A 19,081-nucleotide genomic window follows, 5' to 3' on the forward strand; every position below is an offset into this window, starting at 1 on the left:
TTGGAGAATAAAAAGAAGAAAAACAAAGAGAATGTACTGTCATTTATTCCAACAGGCGAATATTATTACAAAAAAGCGCTTAAAGAATTACAGCGCGACCAGTTTCCAAAAGCGCATAAATACTTGCAGCGCGCAACAGAATTGAGTCCGAAAGATCCGCTCATTTTGATGCATTACGGGATTGTGCTAATGGAAATGCAGGAATTTGAACGGGCGATGGACGCTTTGCGGGAAGCCCACAGCATTGACCCTGAAGAAACGGACATCCTTTTTTTCTTAGCGGAAGTTCATGCACATATGGGGATGTTTTTGGAAGCCCGGAAATATGCAAAAAAGTATATTGAGCAGGACATTCAAGGCGATTATGCGGCGGAAGCGATGGAAATCATCGACTTTGCAGAGCAGGAAGACTGGCAGCTTTTTGATGACGAAGGGGAAGCCCAGGACAGCGAGTACTTTTACCAGCAGGAAAAAGCGCGGCGCTGGATGGAACAAGGCAATTTTGCCGGTGCAATCCATCTGCTAGAGCAGCTGATCGAAGAAAAGCCCGACTTTTGGGGAGCGCACAACAATCTGGCGCTCGCTTATTTCTATGTGGGCGAAGCGGAGATGGCAAAGACTTTGCTTCATGACGTGCTTCGGAGAAATCCGGGCAACCTTCATGCACTTTGCAATTTGGCCGTCTTCCATTATTACGAGAAAAACGATGAATTGGAAGATGTTCTAGACTTGCTGAAAAAAATTCAGCCGTATGTTTTTGAACACCGCTACAAATTAGGTGCGACATTCGCACTGGTCGGCAAATACAAGGAAGCATACCGCTGGCTGCGCAGTTTGCAAAAACGCGGATTTGACGGAGACCCCGCTTTCTATTTCTGGCTGTCCCATGCCGCATATCATTCAGGGCATGAAGATGTGGCAAGGCAGGCGTGGAAACAATTGGCGAAAATGGATCCGGACAAAGAAGGCTATGAGCCATGGGCGGAAAACGCCGTAATGCCTCATGCAGATGCACTTGAACACGACCGGGACTATTTGGTGGAAAAATTAGATCACCCGCATAAGAGTGAGCGGTTATTTGGGTTGTTTTTGCTCGGTAAATCATCCCACAAACAAGAAATCATCTCCCATCCAAAATGGCTGGAGGCGGATCAGCCGTCTCTTCTTGAAACATTCTTGCTCGGTTATGCACTTGGCCATCCATTTAAAGAAGCAGTTCCAGAAGAGCAGGCATTTTTGCGTGCCATGAAAGCGACGGAGATCCTTTATGACAAAGAAGGCATGGTGACGCAGCAGGGCTCTTACGCTTTTCAAATGTGGTTCATGATTTTCGATAAAGCGTTTGACCGGAAGTATCAATTCAAGAATCCGAATGCTTTAGCAGCTGCGGCGGACTATATGTTCAATTCATCACGCGACCAATCGGTGACAAAAAAAGCGATTGCGGAAACATACGGCATTTCTCCCGCGACGCTTACCAAATACGTTAATGATCTGATTCAGTATTTGCCGATTTTTGAGTCATAGGCAAATAAGTTGATGGGATTGTAAGAATCTTATACGATTTAGCTACTGGGACTTAGGAGGTTCATTATGACTGAAAACATTAAAATTTATGATGTAATTATTATTGGTGCAGGGCCAGCGGGGATGACAGCTGCTGTTTACACATCGCGGGGCAATCTGTCCACGTTGATGTTAGAGCGGGGAATTCCTGGGGGCCAAATGGCCAACACGGAAGAAATTGAAAACTATCCGGGCTTTGATCATATTTTAGGGCCGGACCTTTCAACAAAAATGTTTGAACATGCGAAAAAATTCGGAGCCGAGTACGCATATGGCGATGTTAAAGAAATCATCGACGGCGAAGAATACAAAACCATTATCGCAGGGTCAAAAGAATATCGTGCGCGTGCGATCATCATTACAACTGGCGCCGAGTACAAAAAAATGGGCATCCCTGGCGAAACAGAACTTGGCGGCCGCGGTGTCAGCTATTGTGCTGTATGTGATGGCGCATTTTTCAAACAGAAACAATTGGTCGTTGTCGGAGGCGGAGATTCAGCAGTAGAAGAAGGCGTATACTTGACTCGCTTTGCGGACAAAGTGACAATCGTTCACCGCCGCGATGAATTGCGTGCCCAGAAAATCCTTCAAGACCGCGCGTTTGCCAATGATAAGATCGACTTTATCTGGAGCAATACAGTTAAAGAAATCAATGCTGAAAATGGCAAAGTCGGAAGTGTAACGCTTGTTTCTACAAAAGATGGAGTTGAACAAGAATTTAAAGCAGATGGTGTATTCATCTATATCGGGATGCTGCCATTGACTAAACCGTTTGCTGACTTGGGAATTTTGAATGCGGAAGGCTATGTTGTCACTGATGACCATATGGCAACTGCAGTTCCAGGCATATTCGCAGCAGGCGATGTGCGGGAAAAAATGCTCCGCCAAGTTGTAACGGCTACAGGAGACGGAAGCATCGCAGCTCAAGCCGTTCAGCATTATGTAGAAGAACTTGCAGAAAAACTTAGTATAAAAGCTTAATTTAATGCTTTCTTAACTCATTTGTAACACGCTTGTCATGAGCGTGGGGTAAAGTAAAAGAGTAAATTGACCCCCTTTTTATAAACTTTGCTTGGCTGTTTTTCGAGTTTCTCGGAGAACGGCCATTTTTTTTTTGAAGAGGCTGCTTGAAAAGAGCTGTTTAGGATGATCCTCAGCTTTTCATTTCGCTGGAGTTGTAACTTTTCTGCCGTGAGTTACAACTTTTTTGAATTGAGTTACAACTTTATGGATTTAAGTTGCAACTTTCATCAATGAAAGACTCAAGAAGTGGTGAGAATTCGCTAAACTTAAGGACTTTTTTGCGTTTGTGGCTGTCGCTAGGGAAAAACAAAGAGCAGCAGAAAGTCCCAAACAAGCCAAATTCTTTTTCAGCCGATAAGTTACGTGGCTGCAGCTTAGATGGATAGTTCACACTTTCGAGGAGCCATATGCTCTGGTGCTTTTCTTTTTTTGCATGACACGCCCGGATAGGTGTATAATAGAGGAAGTTTACAATAGAGGCGGAGTGTCGAATGTGCAGCGAATCGCGAATTTATTAGTTATTCAAAACAACCAAGTTTTATTGCTTAAAAAACCGCGCCGTGACTGGTATGTAGCGCCAGGCGGCAAGATGGAAGCCGGCGAATCGATATATGAGGCGGCCATCAGAGAATTTATGGAAGAAACGAATGCGACGCCTATCGGCACTCATTTGAAAGGTATTTACACAATGGTGATCGAAGATGAAGGCGAAAAAGTGGATGAATGGATGCTTTTTACTTTTGCAGCCAGTGGGCTAACTGGCGTTCCGTTTGAAGAAACACGTGAAGGTGTGCTTGAATGGCATCCAGTGGAAAGTTTGGCCTTTTTGCCGATGGCAGAGGGCGACCGTACCAATTTGCAGTTTGCCGCTCATCAAAGAGGAATGCAGTACGGAACGTTCCGCTACACATCTGATTTTGATTTGTTAGAAGAGACTATTCAAATGTCGACGGAAGAGGTGGATTGCTTTGATGGAAAATAATAACGAAGAAACCGAACTGATTGTCATCACCGGTATGTCGGGAGCAGGCAAGACAGTAGCAATTCAAAGTTTTGAAGATTTAGGATTTTTTACTATAGACAATTTACCTCCAGCTTTGCTGTTGACATTCATGCAATTGATGCGGGATTCTGGCAAGTCGATGAAACGGGTAGCAGCGGTTATGGATTTGCGCGGCGGCGACTTTTTCGACAATCTGGTCGATGCCATCGATGGCTTGTCGAAAGAGCCGAAAATTTCCATCACGATTCTTTTTCTTGATGCCGACAACCAGACGCTCGTCAGCCGCTATAAAGAATCGCGGCGCTCTCATCCATTGTCTCCAGGCGGCTTAGTGCTTGGAGGCATCAAAAAAGAGCGGGACATGCTTGAAGACCTGCAAGGAAGAGCGAAGTTTATTTACAATACATCTCAAATGACTCCACGGCAGTTGAAAGAAAAAATCATCTCAGATTTCTCTACAAAATCAAGCAATGTTTTCACTGTCAATGTCGTCTCTTTCGGCTTTAAACACAGCATGCCGATCGATGCGGATCTTGTTTTTGATGTCCGTTTCTTAACGAACCCTTATTATATAGAAGAACTGAATCCATTGTCCGGATTGGATGAGCCGGTCTCTAGTTACGTGCTTGAAAAACCTGAAACGCAAACCTTGGTTAATAAGTTAACCGATCTTTTCGAGTTTATGATTCCGCTCTACAAGAACGAAGGAAAAGCGCAATTGGTCATCGCTTTCGGCTGTACAGGAGGCCAACACCGGTCTGTTACCTTGGCAGAATATTATGGAAAGCTATTGGCCAAAGATTATAAAACCATCGTGACACACAGGGACGTCAAAACAAGAAAGGGCTGAGTGGATGGAACAACACGTTCGCCGTAAACGCATTGTGATCATTGGCGGAGGCACAGGGCTTTCCACTCTCCTTCGGGGATTGAAAAAGTTTCCGCTTGATTTGACTGCGATTGTCACTGTGGCAGATGATGGCGGCAGTTCTGGGCGTTTAAGAGACGATTTGGATATTCCACCTCCAGGAGATATACGCAACGTGATGGCGGCGTTGTCGGATGCGGAACCGTTGGTGGCAGAAATGTTCCAGCACCGGTTCAAAGGTTCATTGGATCTAGGCGGCCATTCGCTGGGCAATTTAATGCTGGCGGCTTTAACTGAAATTACAGGCGATTTTTCACTCGCCGTCCGCGAAATGAGCCGGGTTCTTAATGTCAACGGCACAGTGCTTCCCGCGGCCAACCAATTGGTGACGCTTTATGCCGAATTGGAAGACGGATCGATGGTCAAAGGCGAATCCAAAATACCGGCATATTTGCAGAAAATAAAGCGGGTTTATTTGGAGCCGCACGACGTCAAGACACTCCCGGATACCATTGCGGCTATCCGCAATGCGGATATTATTGTTGTTGGTCCAGGATCTTTGTATACCAGCATCCTGCCGAATTTATTGGTAAAAGATATTAAAAAAGCAGTGATTGCGTCAAAAGCAAAAAAAATCTATATTTGTAATTTAATGACCCAAGCGGGTGAAACCTACCGCTATACAGCGGCAGACCATGTACGAGCTCTCTATGACCATGTAGAAGAAGGCTTTTTGGATGCGATCTTGCTTGATAAAGTCGAAATCCCGCAGAACATTGCGGAGCGCTATAAAAAAGAACGGGCGTGGCCTGTAGAATACGATGAAGAACGCCTGCGCCAAATGGGCCTTCGCATCTTTAAGGAAGACATTGCCAATATTTTAGGGGAAGCTGTACGGCATGAACCATTGAAAGTAGCAGAATGGCTTTTTGAATATGCAGGAGGCCTCGCCAAAGAAGATTCAACACAGTTGTATTTCTAGTGTTTGAAAAGGGGGGAACATGTTTTGTCTTTTGCATCCGAAACAAAAAAAGAAATGACTCAAATTGAAGTGGATGACTGCTGTGGAAAAGCCGAACTTTCGGCGTTAATCCGCATGAACGGAACGCTGTCGTTCTCAAACCGGCAGCTGAGCCTTGATATACAGACAGAGAACGCCGCGATTGCAAGGCGGATCTATACAATGTTAAAACGTTTTTACCCGGTCTATCCGGTAGAATTGCTGGTCCGGAAAAAAATGCGCTTAAAAAAGAATAACGTCTACATATGCCGTATACGTGAAGGGTCCAAGCATATGCTAGAAGATTTAGCGATCATTTCAGAAGGCTTTCAATTCCAACACGAAATTGATAAAACATTAATCGAAAAAAATTGCTGCAAACGCGCCTATTTGCGCGGCGCTTTTTTAGCGGGAGGATCGGTTAACAATCCGGAAACTTCTTCCTATCATTTGGAAATTTATTCATTATACAAAGACCACGCTGATTCATTGGTTGAGTTGATGAACGAGTTCCAATTGAACAGCAAAACCATTGAACGGAAAAAAGGGTTCGTCACCTATTTAAAAGAAGCTGAAAAAATATCCGATTTTTTCAGCATCACTGGAGCCCATTCCGCTTTGCTGAAGTTTGAAGATGTCCGCATCATCCGCGATATGCGCAATAGTGTAAACCGTTTGGTGAATTGCGAAACGGCCAATTTGAACAAAACCATCGATGCCGCTCTTCGGCAAGTCGAAAATATCCGTTTTATCGACAAAGCGATCGGCATTGACCAATTGCCGGAACGGCTTCGTGAAATTGCACGGCTGCGTGTTGAATTCCAGGACATCACACTTAAAGAGCTTGGGGAAATGGTATCAAGCGGCAATGTCAGCAAGTCTGGCGTCAATCACCGCTTGCGGAAAATTGACGAAATCGCAGAGTCGCTGCGCAAAGGGGAAATGATCGGCCGGTAAAATCCGGCTGTTCTTTTATAGATGAAAGTTTAGTCGAGTTTCTGGAGGAGGATCAGCATGGTTGAAAAAGAAGTGAAAGTTTTATTGAATACTGGGCTACAAGCAAGGCAAGCGGCGTTGTTTGTCCAAGAAGCGAACCGGTTCAACTCCGATGTCTATTTGGAAAAAGAAAATAAAAAAGTCAACGCTAAAAGCATCATGGGCCTTATGAGCTTGGCCATCAGCAAAGGCACAACGATTAAAATCTCCGCCGATGGTTCAGATGAAGAAACAGCAGTGAACTCTCTGACTGCTTTAGTTGAAAAGCAAGCGTAAAAAACTCACAGCCTCTTTGGCTGTGAGTTTTTTTTCTTGATTAATTTTTTTCGTTCGGCAATTTGTTGCGTGTAATGATTTTGTCGACCAAGCCGTATTCAAGAGCACGTTCAGCAGTCATGAAGTTATCGCGGTCTGTATCTTTTGAGATAACATCCAGTGGCTGGCCTGTACGGTCAGCAAGAATTTGGTTTAGTTTTTCATGCAAATGCAAAATGCGTTTTGCCGCAATTTCGATTTCAGTCGCTTGTCCTTGAGCACCGCCCAGTGGTTGGTGAATCATGACTTCAGCATTTGGAAGAGCATAGCGTTTGCCTTCAGTTCCAGCTGCAAGAAGGAAAGCCCCCATTGAAGCAGCCATACCGATGCAGACAGTTTGAACATCCGGACGGATGAATTGCATAACATCGTAAATCGCCATACCGGCAGTGATGCTGCCGCCTGGGCTGTTAATGTAGATGGAAATATCTTTTTCAGGATCTTCCGCCTCCAGGAATAGAAGCTGTGCAACAATAGAATTGGCAACATTATCGTCGATGCCGCTTCCTAGCATAATCACGCGGTCTTTCAGCAAACGTGAATAAATGTCATACGCGCGTTCGCCACGGCTTGTTTGTTCAATTACTGTTGGGATTAAGTTCATGAATAGATCCTCCTCATATAGATGATTAATAGCATTGCTGAAACATGTTTCAGCTGTATTATTATCATACACATGATGGTCAATGAAGGTCAAATATAACGAATTGAAAAAAGTGGGTTGATAATTCAAAAATACTTTTGTATAATAGAAAAGTCGCTAAGAAAGAAATGCGAAATACCAAAGCGCCCTCGTAGTGTAATGGATCACACGCAAGATTCCGGTTCTTGAAATGGGGGTTCGATTCCCTCCGAGGGTATTAAGATTTAAAAGCTGAGCTGTTTGTCCGGTTTTCCGGACAGACGGTTCGGCTTTTTTCTTTTTAGCGGCTTCAGCTATAATGGAATGGATAAAAGTTTTCCAGAACACCAATTTCATACTTTACGAAAAGCGTAGAGAACTTGTAAAGAAAGAAGGGGATATCATGTTTGTTCTATACACACGCCCGAACTGTCCGCTATGCGAAGAGGCCAAGCTAATGATTGAGCTGGTAAAGGAAGATTTCCCTTTAGAATACCAAGAAGTAAATATTGAAAGCGATGACGATCTTCATGAAAAGTACATGCTGATGATTCCAGTACTTGAGAAAAACAACGAAATTTTATTATATGGCAATATTGGTTATGCCGATTTACTCGAAGCGTTGTAATTATAACGCTTTTTTTGTTTGCTTTTTCATTTTTAGTTCGCTAGAATGAATCTTGTGGGACACTATTTAATGTAATGGGACAAAAAACGTCCAGCTGAAGGAGTGAAGCAATGGATCCATTAACGGAAGCGCAGCAAAAGCTCATGCCGGAAATGACCGAACTCCTGAAAAAACGCTATCAGATATTATTGACGATCAAAATGGAGGAGCCGATTGGCAGGCGTGCGCTCAGCGAGCTTGCCGGTTCCACCGAAAGAGAAATTAGGAAAGAAACCGATCTATTGCGAAACCAGCAATTGATCAACGCAAGATCCGCCGGCATGGTTGTATCTGAGCAAGGCGTGGCTGTGCTCGATGCTTTAAAAGATTTCATGCGCGATGTGTCCGGATTGATAGCGATGGAAAAGCGATTGAAATCCCTCCTTGGGATTTCAAGAGTGCTCATCCTTCCGCAAGACAGCGACGACATACCTGCCGTGAAAGCGAACATCGGCAAAGAAGCAGCCCGGCTCTTGGAGTCCCTTTTCGCACAGCATAAAAAGATTGCTGTGACGGGCGGCAGCACGATGGCCGCCATTTCAAAGGAATTATCTTCTGATAAAAAGGACAGCACGCTGCAATTTATTGCTGCGCGCGGGGGACTTGGCGAAGATGTCCTGCATCAAGCCAATACAATCGCTTCCTCGTTTGCGGGGAAAACCGGAGGATCTGTCAAGACGCTTTACTTGCCCGATCATCTTAGTGCTGAAGCATATGAAATGATGATGCGGGAGCCGGTGATCAAGGAAATGATGAATTTGTATGACCAGACAGATGTGGTGGTCCACGGAATCGGAAATGCAGAAGAAATTGCCCTTCAACGGCAATCTTCAACTGAGGAAGTCGAAAGGATTCGTTCAGGCGGCGCGGTAAGCGAAGCGTTTGGCTATTACTTCGATAAAGAAGGAAAAGTTGTTTATCGCATCCGCACAGCGGGAATCCAATTAGAGCAAGTTCAAAAAGCCCCAGCTATCCTGGCAGTCGCAGGAGGCCGGTCGAAAGCAAAAGCGATTCTTTCTTATTTCAGAAATGCGGCCCCTCAGACGGTACTTATTACGGATGAAGGCGCTGCTCAACAAATACTTGAGTTAACTCAAAATCGGGAGGAAATTTAAATGACTTTAAAATTAGCAATTAACGGATTTGGACGTATCGGACGCATCGTATTCCGCCAGGCATTGGCAAACAACGAGGTAGAAGTGGTAGCAGTAAACGATTTAACAGATGCAAAAATGCTTGCACACCTTTTGAAATACGATTCTATCCACGGTATCTTGGATGCTGAAATTTCAGCTGAAGGCAACGATTTGATCGTTAACGGCAAAAGAATCCATGTTTACTCTGAAAAAGATCCTGCAAACCTTCCATGGAAAGAAAACAACATCGACATCGTTATCGAATCTACTGGATTCTTCACAAATGCCGACGATGCAAAAAAACACATCGAAGCAGGAGCGAAGAAAGTTATCGTTTCAGCACCAGGCAAAGGCATGAAGACTCTTGTAATGGGCGTTAACCATGAATCATACAACCATGAAGAAGACCATGTAGTATCAAATGCTTCTTGTACTACTAACGGCCTTGCTGGAATTTCAAAAATCCTGAACGACAAATTCGGCATCAAAAAAGCGATGATGACGACAATCCACTCATACACAAACGACCAGATTTTGTTGGATTCTCCTCATAAAGATTATCGCCGTGCACGTGCTGCAGCAGAATCAATGATTCCGACAACTACAGGTGCAGCTGTTGCTGTAACGCTCGTATTGCCTGAATTAAAAGGCAAACTTGACGGAATGGCAATCCGCGTTCCTACGCCAAACGTGTCTTTGATCGACTTGGTTGCTGAATTGGAAACAGATGCAACAATCGAAGATGTAAACAACGCAATCAAAGAAGCGATCGACAATGACGAGAACGACTTCTTGAAATACAGCGAGCTGCCGCTTGTATCACGCGACTATAACGGCAACACAGCTTCTTCGACTGTTGACCTTCCGTCTACAATGGCTCTTGGAGGCAACATGGTTAAAGTTCTTGCTTGGTACGATAACGAATCAGGCTACTCTGCCCGCTGCATCGACATTGCATTACACTTATACAACAACGGTTTGAAGTCTTAAAATCATAGCTTAATTTCTTATGAACCTCTATAATGAAAGAGGGTAAAAGGGGTGGGGACTTACCCTGCCTCTTCTTTTTATTTTTGAAAATATATAGAGCCATTCAGCACTGAAAGAAAATGGGAGGTATTTTCATGACGAAGAAAATGACCATGAAAGACGTAGACTTAAAAGGAAAACGTGTATTTTGCCGGGTGGATTTCAATGTCCCGATGTCAGAAGGGCAAGTTACTGATGACACACGAATCCGCGCAGCTCTTCCGACAATCCAATACTTGATTGAAAACGGAGCAAAAGTAATTCTTGCAAGTCACTTAGGCCGACCAAAGGGTACTGTCAACGAAGAGATGAGAATGGCTGCAGCGGCTGCCAAGTTAAGTGAATTATTACATAAAGATGTGAAAAGCCTCGATGAATCAATCGGGGAAAAAGTGGAGCAGGAAATTGCGTCGATGAACGAAGGCGACGTCATTCTGCTTGAAAATGTCCGTTTCCATGCGGGCGAGGAGAAAAACGATGAAGAATTGGCAAAAGCGTTTGCCGCTTTGGCAGATGTTTTCGTCAACGATGCTTTTGGAGCTGCGCATAGAGCTCATGCATCAACTGCGGGAATCGCGAAGCATTTGCCTTCGGTTTCCGGGTTGTTGCTTGAAAAAGAATTGGACGTATTAGGCAAAGCGTTATCCGAGCCAGACCGTCCGTTTACCGCTATTATCGGCGGAGCAAAAGTAAAAGACAAAATCGGCGTTATCGATAATTTGTTGGAAAAAGTTGACAATTTGTTGATTGGCGGCGGACTTTCATATACGTTCTTGAAAGCCCAAGGCATTGAAATCGGCACATCGCTGCTTGAAGAAGACAAAATGGAGTTGGCGCTATCGTTCCTCAAAAAAGCGGAGGAAAAAGGCGTAAAGCTTTATCTGCCAATTGATGTTGTCATCACGCAGGAATTTTCGAATGATGCAGAGACAAAAGTGGTCAAAATCGATGAAATTCCTTCCGACTGGATGGCCCTTGATATTGGACCGGATACTGTGAAATTGTATTCTGATGTGATCGCTAATTCCAAATTGATTCTTTGGAACGGACCGATGGGTGTGTTTGAAATGTCTTCATTTGAAAACGGCACTAAGTCGGTGGCAGAAGCAATGGCCAAAACAGAGGCATACACCGTTATCGGCGGAGGAGATTCGGCAGCGGCTGTAGAACAGTTTCACATAGCGGATAAGATGGATCATATTTCTACAGGCGGCGGAGCTTCCTTGGAGTTCATGGAAGGCAAAGAATTGCCGGGCGTGACTGCATTAACTGATAAATAACAACTTATTTGGTTGAACAATTTAAGCTTAATCGTCAGTAAACTCCGGCGAAAGCGGGAAGTTACTGACCGTTAAAGCTGGATAAAGGGAGTGGCTTTTTTGAGAAAACCAATTATTGCAGGAAACTGGAAAATGTACAAAACGGCATCTGAAGCAAAAGAATTTGTGGAAAAAGCAAAAGGCCTTGTTCCGGATGCTGAAAAAGTGGATGCAGTTATCTGCGCCCCAGCGTTGTTTTTAAATCAATTGGTGGTTTCAGCGGAGTCGAGCCCGCTTCAAATCGGTGCTCAAACAATGCACGAAGAAAAAGAAGGTGCTTTTACAGGCGAAATCAGCGCAGCCCAATTGGTTGATCTTGGCGTTAAATACGTCATTATCGGCCACTCGGAGAGACGCCAATACTTCAACGAAACTGATGCTTCAGTCAATAAAAAAGTCCATGCGGCGTTTGCTAACGGCTTAACACCACTGATGTGCGTGGGTGAAACGCTTGAAGAGCGCGAAAGCGGATCGACAAGAAAAATTGTAGAAGATCAGGTGGAACAAGGCATTGCAGGATTATCCGAAGAGCAAGTTGCTGACTTGGTCATTGCTTATGAACCTATTTGGGCAATTGGAACGGGTAAAACGGCAACAGCAGAAGATGCCAACGAAGTATGTGGAACTATCCGGGAGAAAGTTGCAGCGCTTTACAGCCAAGAAACAGCTGACAAAGTCCGCATCCAATACGGCGGCAGCGTGAAACCGGCGAACATTGAAGAACTGCTTGGCATGGAACATATTGACGGCGCTTTAGTCGGTGGGGCCAGCTTAGAAGTTGATTCGTTTGTGAAATTGCTGGAGGCTGGTTCGAATGCGTAAAGGAAAGTACCCGGTAGCACTGATTATTCTGGATGGCTTTGGCTGCCGCCAAGAATCGTTTGGCAACGCAGTGGCACAGGCGAAAAAACCAACTTTTGATGGATTGTGGAACAGCTATCCGCACAGTTTGTTGACGGCGTCGGGCGAAGCGGTAGGATTGCCGGAAGGCCAAATGGGCAACTCGGAAGTTGGCCATTTGAATATCGGCGCCGGGCGGATTGTTTATCAAAACTTGACGCGCATCAATAAATCCATCCGGGATGGCGACTTTTTCCTGAATCCGGCTTTTGTGGAAGCCATTACTCAGGCAAAAGCGAACGGCAAAGCCCTGCACTTAATGGGCTTGTTATCGGATGGCGGCGTCCATAGCCATTATGAGCATCTTTTTGCTCTGTTAGAGCTTGCGAAGCAGCACGGCTTGAGCGAAGTTTACGTCCATGGATTTTTGGATGGACGCGATGTTGGTCCAAAAACGGCGCTTGCTTATGTAGAAAAAACGGAAGACAAAATGAAAGAAATCGGCATCGGGAAATTTGCATCGATCAGCGGACGCTATTATGCAATGGACCGCGACAAGCGATGGGAGCGAGTTGAAAGCGCGTATCGGGTACTAGTGGACGGGGAAGGCTCTACGGCTCCTTCTGCGATCGAAGGCATTTCGCGGTCATATACTACTGAAGTATTCGACGAATTTGTTGTGCCGTTTGCCATCACAGAAGATGAAAAACCGGTAGCGACCATTGAGACCGGCGACTCAGTCATCTTTTTCAACTTCCGTCCTGACCGGGCCATTCAATTGACTTCGGTGTTCATTCTTGATGATTTTGATGGATTTGCAAAAAGCTCCAGCCATCCGCAAGAACTGGCCTTTGTCTCTTTTACAACTTATAGCGATGAATTGGAGACACGCGTGGCCTTCACCAGCCAAAATCTGGATCAGACGATTGGGGAAGTGGTGGCAGCGAACGGTTTGACGCAATTGCGGATTGCTGAAACGGAAAAATACCCGCACGTCACGTTCTTCATGAGCGGCGGACGTGAAGATGTGTTTGAAGGCGAAGAGCGCATTTTGGTCGATTCTCCGAAAGTGGCGACATATGACTTGAAGCCGGAAATGAGCGCCTATGAAGTAACCGATCGCCTGGTGGAGCAAATCCAAAACGATGCCCATGATTGCATCATCTTGAATTTTGCGAATCCAGATATGGTCGGGCATAGCGGAATGCTGGAACCAACCATCAAAGCAATCGAAACGGTTGATGAATGCTTGGGCCGTATCATCGAAGCACTTCATGCCAAAGGCGGTTCAGCGATTGTTACGGCGGATCACGGCAATGCCGATGAAGTGGTAACAATAGAAGGGCTGCCGATGACCGCGCATACGACCAATCAGGTTCCGGTCATCGTCACGAAAAATGGCGTAGTTTTGCGAAAAGACGGCATTCTCGCAGATTTGGCGCCGACTGTATTAAAATTATTGAATGTTGAACAACCAGCAGAAATGACTGGAAAACCATTATACTAAACCAAAGGGAGCTGTTTTTAATGCCAATTATCACTGACATTCTTGCACGCGAAGTACTAGATTCACGAGGAAATCCAACAGTAGAAGTAGAAGTATTCACAGAAAGCGGAGCATTCGGGCGCGCAATCGTCCCTTCAGGCGCTTCTACAGGAGAACATGAAGCAGTAGAACTTCGTGATGGCGATAAAGGCCGTTACCTTGGAAAAGGTGTATTGAAAGCGGTAGAGCATGTCAACACTGAAATTGCTCAAGAAATCGTTGATAACTATTCTGTGCTTGATCAAGTATCCATCGACAAAGCGTTAATCGAACTTGATGGCACAGAAAACAAAGGCCGCCTTGGCGCGAACGCTATCTTAGGTGTATCCATGGCCGTTGCCCACGCAGCAGCTGATTACTTGGATATTCCGCTTTACCAATACTTGGGCGGTTTCAACGCGAAGCAATTGCCAGTGCCGATGATGAACATTGTGAACGGCGGCGAACACGCTGACAACAACGTTGATATCCAGGAATTCATGGTTATGCCAGTTGGAGCAGAAAGCTTCCGCCATGCGATTCGCATGGGCGCTGAGATTTTCCATAACTTGAAAAACGTTCTGAAAGAAAAAGGTTATAACACTGCAGTTGGAGACGAAGGCGGATTTGCTCCGAACTTAGGATCTAATGAAGAAGCATTGACTACTATTATGGAAGCAATTGAAAAAGCCGGCTACACGCCAGGCAAAGACGTTTTGCTGGCAATGGACGTTGCTGCTTCTGAAATTTACGATAAAGAAAAAGGTGTTTACAACTTGCCAGGCGATAATGCAGTGAAAACGTCTGAAGAAATGGTTGACTGGTACGAAGAGCTTTCCAACAAATACCCGATCGTTTCTATTGAGGACGGTTTGGATGAAAACGACTGGGCTGGACACAAATTATTGACTGAACGCATCGGCGACCGCGTCCAATTGGTTGGTGACGACTTGTTCGTTACAAACACGAAAAAATTGGCACAAGGGATTTCTGAAGGCGTCGGCAACTCAATCTTGATCAAAGTAAACCAAATCGGTACATTGACAGAAACTTTCGATGCAATTGAAATGGCGAAGCGTGCTGGCTATACAGCAGTTATCAGCCACCGTTCAGGTGAATCGGAAGATGTAACGATTGCGGATATCGCAGTTGCAACAAATGCCGGACAGATCAAAACGGGTGCTCCGTCACGTACAGACCGCGTTGCGAAATACAACCAGTTATTGCGCATCGAAGACCAATTAAATGACACATCAAGCTACTTAGGTTTGAAAACTTTCTATAACCTGAGAAAATAAGCGGTCAGCCATCTTTTTCCTATCGCTATTGTCTTAGTTCAAAAATTTTGATAAACTAAATGATAGTGTTAGGTTCTTTTCAGGAGGTGGAATTATGCATACGTTGTTAATGACTTTACTCGTCATCGTATCGCTCGCATTGATCGTTGTCGTATTATTACAATCAGGGAAAAGTGCAGGTCTTTCAGGAGCCATCTCCGGTGGAGCTGAGCAACTTTTTGGCAAGCAAAAAGCACGCGGGGTGGACTTGATCCTTCACCGGGTAACGATTGTACTTGCTGCCTTATTCTTTATACTGGCTATCGCCGTAACGAAAGTTTAATGTAGATGATCTACGCCTAACCGATCTTTGGTTAGGCGTTTTCTTTTTTTTGAATAGTTATGGGGTTTTCCATTGATATTCCGCAAAACAACTCCGCTTTCCTGCGGGCTTGCGCCGAACTAACTCGAGCTGCGCCCGAGTGGATTTCGGCACTTCGCTGTCCCGCGGGAGTCTCCGTTGTTTTGCTCCATATCTATACAGAGAACAATAGAAAGAAAACAATAGTATGTTTAGTTATTAATTATTAAAATCTTTTTAGCGCCGGCGCGTCCAGGGGCTAGGCGAAGCAATAAGACGGATGTTTTTCCCGGCTTATTGTGAGAGCCATGCCCAAAGCGGCCGAAGCGATTACAGAAAGCTCGATTATTTACTGCAACTACGACACAATGAAACTTTACCAACTAAATGGAGGGATTTTGATGCGAATATCGCAGCCAAAACCATTTTTCTTTAAAGCAGGGCCGCGTGCTGTTCTTTTGTTGCACGGGTTTACAGGAAATTCAGCGGACGTCCGGATGCTTGGACGCTATCTTGAAAAGCATGGGTACACAACACTCGCGCCTCATTATGCGGGCCATGGCGTGGCTCCGGAAGAATTGCTCGGCACTGGCCCGGCTGACTGGTGGAAAGATGCTGAAGCCGCTTACCACAAGTTAAAAGAAGAAGGATACGAAGAAATTGCAATCGCAGGATTGTCTTTAGGCGGCGTATTTACTTTGAAATTGGGGTATACATTCCCTGTAAAGGGGCTAATCACCATGTGCGCTCCGATGTATATGAAAACAACGGACCTGATGTACGAAGGCGTGTTGAAATATGCGCGTGAATACAAGAAATATGAAGGAAAAGACCCGCAAGTTATCGAAGAAGAAATGAAGAAATTCCAAGAAACCCCGATGGAATCTTTGGTTGATCTACGCAATTTGATTGCAGACGTTCGAGCGCATGTTGATCATGTGTACGCCCCGTTGTTTGTGGTCCAAGGTTCTTTGGACGATGTCATTAACCCAGATTCCGCCAATGTGATATATGAAGAAGCGGAGTCTTTTGATAAAAAAATTAAATGGTACGAGAAATCCGGGCATGTAATAACGCTCGACCAAGAAAAATCACAATTGCACCACGATGTTTTAGCATTTCTCGATTCGCTCGATTGGAGTGAATGAGACCGTCAGAAGGAGGAGTTTACATGGCTACAAATGAAATGACGCTTGATCAACGATTATTGACGTTTATGCGCGAAGACGCATACAAACCGTTGACTGTCCAAGAAATAGAAGAACAATTTGGTTTTGATGATGCAGATGAGTTCAAAGAATTGGTGAAAACCTTAGTACGGCTTGAAGAGAAGGGGCTGCTTGTCCGTTCACGATCGAACCGCTACGGCGTTCCGGAGCGCATGAACTTAATGCGCGGAAGATTTATCGGACATGCGAAAGGCTTTGGTTTTGTCGCACCTGAGGAAGCAGGAATGGACGATGTGTTCATTCCGCCGAATGAAGTGAACGGCGCTGTAAACGGGGATACGGTAATGATCCGTATTTCAGAAGGTTCTTCAGGCGACCGCCGTGAAGGCGCCATCATCCGTATACTTGAACGCGGAACGACAAAAGTGGTAGGAACATTCCAGGACAACCGAGGATTCGGTTTTGTGGTATCTGACGATAAGAAAATGAACATCGATATTTTCATTGCCAAAGAAAATACGTTAGGCGCTGTAGATGGCCACAAAGTGGTGGTCGAAATTACCGAATGGCCGAACGGACATAAATCAGCGACGGGCATGGTCACACAAATCTTAGGCCACAAAAACGATCCGGGCGTCGATATCCTGTCGATCATCCATAAATACGGCATCGAAACTGAATTTCCGGAAGATGTGCTAGAACAAGCAAATAACGTACCGGATACCATCGATCCGGCTGATTTAACCGACCGCCGCGATCTTCGCGACCAGCAGATCGTCACGATAGACGGTGCGGACGCAAAAGACTTGGATGATGCAGTCCAAGTGGTTAAACTGGAGGATGGCACGTACAAGCTGGGCGTCCATATCGCAGACGTAAGCCATTACGTGACGGAAGATTCGCCGATCGACCGCGAAGCATACGACCGGGCAACGAGTATTTACTTGACGGACCGGGTAATTCCGATGATTCCGCATCGTTTGTCAAACGGCATCTGCTCGCTGAATCCGCAAGTGGACCGCTTGACGCTTTCGTGCGACATGATTTTCAATGATATGGGAGAATTACTGGAACATGACATCTATCAAAGTGTCATCAGAACGTCAGCGCGCATGACATATACCGACGTCTATGAAATTTTGGATAATGACAACCAGGAACTGAAAGAAAAATACGCAGACCTAGTGCCGATGTTCGAACTGATGGGCGAGCTGGCCGCTATTTTGCGTGAGAAACGGGACCGCAGAGGCGCCATCGATTTCGACTTTAAAGAAGCAAAAGTGTTAGTGGACGAAGAAGGATATCCGGTCGATGTGGTTGTCCGTGAGCGAACTGTTTCAGAACGCTTGATCGAAGAATTTATGCTCGCCGCCAACGAAACAGTGGCCGAGCATTTCCACCGCATGGAAGTTCCGGCACTGTATCGGATCCACGAAGATCCAAAACCGGAAAAACTGCAGCGCTTCTTTGAATTCGTTACCAACTTCGGTATCGTTGTTAAAGGGACGAGCAACCAAGTGCATCCGGCTGCTTTGCAGAAAATTATCCGTTCGATTGAAGGGACTCCTGAAGAGCCCGTCATTTCAACAATGATGCTTCGTTCGATGCAGCAAGCGAAATATTCAGCGGAAAGCCTTGGGCACTTTGGTTTGTCTACTGAATTCTATACGCATTTCACATCGCCTATCCGGCGTTATCCGGATTTAATCGTCCACCGGTTGATCCGTACGTATTTGATCAATAAAGATCTATCCAGAGCGACAATCATGCATTGGGAAGCGAATATGGATGAGATTGCTGAACATACATCCGAACGCGAACGCCGTGCAGTTGACGCGGAACGCGATACCGATGCCTTGAAGAAATCGCAATACATGGCTGATAAGATTGGCGAGGAGTTTGACGGGGTCATTTCGTCTGTTACCAACTTCGGTTTGTTTATTGAATTGCCGAATACAATCGAAGGTTTGGTTCACGTCTCGAACATGACGGATGATTTCTACCGCTTCGATGACCGCTCGATGATGATGATCGGGGAGCGCACGAACAAGCAATTCCGTATCGGCGACGAGATCAAAATCAAAGTGATCGGCGTAAAACCGGAAGAGTCGTCCATCGACTTTGAAATTGCAGGAATGGTTCAAAGCCCGCGCCGCCCAAGAAGAGACGCACCGAAAGTAATCCGGGCTACGAAAAAAGAAGGCACGGGAACGAAGAAACAAGGTGAAGCCGGGCCTACGCGCAAGCCGAAGAACAAAAAGAAAAAGTTCTATGAAGGCGCTGCGAAAAAATCTGGCCGTAGAAAGAGAAAATAAGGGCGCGGCTTACGGGCCGCCCTTTTTAACCGTACATGGGGTGAAAACAG

The 19,081-nt window shown here is 45.3% G+C and carries 18 protein-coding genes and 1 tRNA gene; 18 read left to right on the forward strand and 1 reads right to left on the reverse strand.

All coding sequences use genetic code 11. The features are described from left to right. The 7 genes from FQV28_RS18390 to FQV28_RS18420 all read left to right on the forward strand — a co-directional run bounded on the left by FQV28_RS18390 (position 1) and on the right by FQV28_RS18420 (position 6,732). Positions 1-1,527, forward strand: a complete 1,527-nt coding sequence (locus FQV28_RS18390) for a tetratricopeptide repeat protein (RefSeq protein WP_146497984.1) — start codon at positions 1-3, stop codon at positions 1,525-1,527. A 66-nt stretch (positions 1,528-1,593) separates the two neighbouring features. After that, on the forward strand, positions 1,594-2,547 hold the full coding sequence (gene trxB, locus FQV28_RS18395) for a thioredoxin-disulfide reductase (protein WP_146497985.1): 954 nt from the start codon (positions 1,594-1,596) through the stop codon (positions 2,545-2,547). Positions 2,548-3,082: 535 nt separating this feature from the next. Further along, positions 3,083-3,571 carry an NUDIX domain-containing protein gene (locus FQV28_RS18400; protein ID WP_146497986.1) on the forward strand — a complete coding sequence of 163 codons (489 nt, stop codon included), beginning with the start codon at positions 3,083-3,085 and terminating at the stop codon, positions 3,569-3,571. Then, entirely contained in the window at positions 3,561-4,442 is an 882-nt protein-coding gene (gene rapZ, locus FQV28_RS18405; protein ID WP_146497987.1) for an RNase adapter RapZ, read from the forward strand. The genes FQV28_RS18400 and rapZ overlap by 11 nt, the downstream gene beginning before the upstream one ends. 4 nt (positions 4,443-4,446) lie before the next feature. After that, positions 4,447-5,442 carry a gluconeogenesis factor YvcK family protein gene (locus FQV28_RS18410; RefSeq protein ID WP_146497988.1) on the forward strand — a complete coding sequence of 332 codons (996 nt, stop codon included), beginning with the start codon at positions 4,447-4,449 and terminating at the stop codon, positions 5,440-5,442. Positions 5,443-5,466: 24 nt separating this feature from the next. Next, on the forward strand, positions 5,467-6,417 hold the full coding sequence (gene whiA / locus FQV28_RS18415) for a DNA-binding protein WhiA (protein WP_146497989.1): 951 nt from the start codon (positions 5,467-5,469) through the stop codon (positions 6,415-6,417). Positions 6,418-6,474: 57 nt separating this feature from the next. After that, positions 6,475-6,732: an HPr family phosphocarrier protein gene (locus FQV28_RS18420; protein WP_146497990.1), complete on the forward strand. Its 258-nt coding sequence runs from the start codon at positions 6,475-6,477 to the stop codon at positions 6,730-6,732. Between the two features lie 40 nt (positions 6,733-6,772). Here FQV28_RS18420 and clpP read toward each other — a convergent pair whose 3' ends face one another. Continuing rightward, positions 6,773-7,375, reverse strand: coding sequence for an ATP-dependent Clp endopeptidase proteolytic subunit ClpP (clpP, locus tag FQV28_RS18425; RefSeq protein WP_146497991.1), 603 nt, complete (start codon positions 7,373-7,375; stop codon positions 6,773-6,775). A 184-nt stretch (positions 7,376-7,559) separates the two neighbouring features. Here clpP and FQV28_RS18430 point away from each other — a divergent pair. From FQV28_RS18430 to rnr, 11 genes are all read left to right on the forward strand, one after another. Further along, positions 7,560-7,631 (forward strand) — tRNA-Arg (locus FQV28_RS18430). Between the two features lie 165 nt (positions 7,632-7,796). Beyond that, a complete protein-coding gene (locus FQV28_RS18435; RefSeq protein ID WP_146497992.1) occupies positions 7,797-8,021 on the forward strand; it encodes a glutaredoxin family protein in 225 nt (74 codons plus the stop codon). A gap of 110 nt (positions 8,022-8,131) precedes the next feature. Beyond that, the gene (locus tag FQV28_RS18440; protein ID WP_146497993.1) at positions 8,132-9,175 is read left to right on the forward strand and encodes a sugar-binding transcriptional regulator; all 1,044 of its coding nucleotides are present in this window, start codon (positions 8,132-8,134) and stop codon (positions 9,173-9,175) included. Further along, positions 9,176-10,186, forward strand: coding sequence for a type I glyceraldehyde-3-phosphate dehydrogenase (gene gap / locus FQV28_RS18445; RefSeq protein ID WP_146497994.1), 1,011 nt, complete (start codon positions 9,176-9,178; stop codon positions 10,184-10,186). 134 nt (positions 10,187-10,320) lie between these two features. Beyond that, positions 10,321-11,505, forward strand: coding sequence for a phosphoglycerate kinase (locus tag FQV28_RS18450; protein ID WP_146497995.1), 1,185 nt, complete (start codon positions 10,321-10,323; stop codon positions 11,503-11,505). Between the two features lie 99 nt (positions 11,506-11,604). Further along, positions 11,605-12,366, forward strand: coding sequence for a triose-phosphate isomerase (gene tpiA / locus FQV28_RS18455; RefSeq protein ID WP_146497996.1), 762 nt, complete (start codon positions 11,605-11,607; stop codon positions 12,364-12,366). Then, complete coding sequence (gpmI, locus tag FQV28_RS18460) at positions 12,359-13,891, forward strand: 2,3-bisphosphoglycerate-independent phosphoglycerate mutase (protein ID WP_146497997.1); 1,533 nt, start codon at positions 12,359-12,361, stop codon at positions 13,889-13,891. Before tpiA ends, gpmI begins: the two co-directional genes overlap by 8 nt. 20 nt (positions 13,892-13,911) lie before the next feature. Then, positions 13,912-15,207: a phosphopyruvate hydratase gene (eno, locus tag FQV28_RS18465; RefSeq protein WP_146497998.1), complete on the forward strand. Its 1,296-nt coding sequence runs from the start codon at positions 13,912-13,914 to the stop codon at positions 15,205-15,207. 94 nt (positions 15,208-15,301) lie between these two features. After that, the gene (gene secG, locus FQV28_RS18470; protein ID WP_106534161.1) at positions 15,302-15,529 is read left to right on the forward strand and encodes a preprotein translocase subunit SecG; all 228 of its coding nucleotides are present in this window, start codon (positions 15,302-15,304) and stop codon (positions 15,527-15,529) included. Positions 15,530-15,948: 419 nt separating this feature from the next. Continuing rightward, the gene (locus tag FQV28_RS18475; RefSeq protein WP_146497999.1) at positions 15,949-16,695 is read left to right on the forward strand and encodes an alpha/beta hydrolase; all 747 of its coding nucleotides are present in this window, start codon (positions 15,949-15,951) and stop codon (positions 16,693-16,695) included. A 23-nt stretch (positions 16,696-16,718) separates the two neighbouring features. Then, positions 16,719-19,031, forward strand: a complete 2,313-nt coding sequence (gene rnr / locus FQV28_RS18480; RefSeq protein WP_186763937.1) for a ribonuclease R — start codon at positions 16,719-16,721, stop codon at positions 19,029-19,031. The last annotated feature ends 50 nt before the right edge of the window (positions 19,032-19,081 follow it).

Source organism: Planomicrobium sp. CPCC 101079 (assembly GCF_007859275.1).
Taxonomy (GTDB): Bacteria; Bacillota; Bacilli; order Bacillales_A; family Planococcaceae; genus Planococcus.

Bases quoted from the DNA above. Each gene is read 5' to 3' on its own strand.
- rnr (WP_186763937.1), top strand. From the start codon at position 16,719: ATGGCTACAAATGAAATGACGCTTGATCAACGATTATTGACGTTTATG.
- FQV28_RS18475 (WP_146497999.1), top strand. From the start codon at position 15,949: ATGCGAATATCGCAGCCAAAACCATTTTTCTTTAAAGCAGGGCCGCGT.
- FQV28_RS18435 (WP_146497992.1), top strand. From the start codon at position 7,797: ATGTTTGTTCTATACACACGCCCGAACTGTCCGCTATGCGAAGAGGCC.
- trxB (WP_146497985.1), top strand. From the start codon at position 1,594: ATGACTGAAAACATTAAAATTTATGATGTAATTATTATTGGTGCAGGG.
- eno (WP_146497998.1), top strand. From the start codon at position 13,912: ATGCCAATTATCACTGACATTCTTGCACGCGAAGTACTAGATTCACGA.
- FQV28_RS18450 (WP_146497995.1), top strand. From the start codon at position 10,321: ATGACGAAGAAAATGACCATGAAAGACGTAGACTTAAAAGGAAAACGT.
- gpmI (WP_146497997.1), top strand. From the start codon at position 12,359: ATGCGTAAAGGAAAGTACCCGGTAGCACTGATTATTCTGGATGGCTTT.
- FQV28_RS18420 (WP_146497990.1), top strand. From the start codon at position 6,475: ATGGTTGAAAAAGAAGTGAAAGTTTTATTGAATACTGGGCTACAAGCA.
- clpP (WP_146497991.1), bottom strand. From the start codon at position 7,375: ATGAACTTAATCCCAACAGTAATTGAACAAACAAGCCGTGGCGAACGC.
- rapZ (WP_146497987.1), top strand. From the start codon at position 3,561: ATGGAAAATAATAACGAAGAAACCGAACTGATTGTCATCACCGGTATG.
- secG (WP_106534161.1), top strand. From the start codon at position 15,302: ATGCATACGTTGTTAATGACTTTACTCGTCATCGTATCGCTCGCATTG.
- gap (WP_146497994.1), top strand. From the start codon at position 9,176: ATGACTTTAAAATTAGCAATTAACGGATTTGGACGTATCGGACGCATC.
- FQV28_RS18440 (WP_146497993.1), top strand. From the start codon at position 8,132: ATGGATCCATTAACGGAAGCGCAGCAAAAGCTCATGCCGGAAATGACC.
- FQV28_RS18410 (WP_146497988.1), top strand. From the start codon at position 4,447: ATGGAACAACACGTTCGCCGTAAACGCATTGTGATCATTGGCGGAGGC.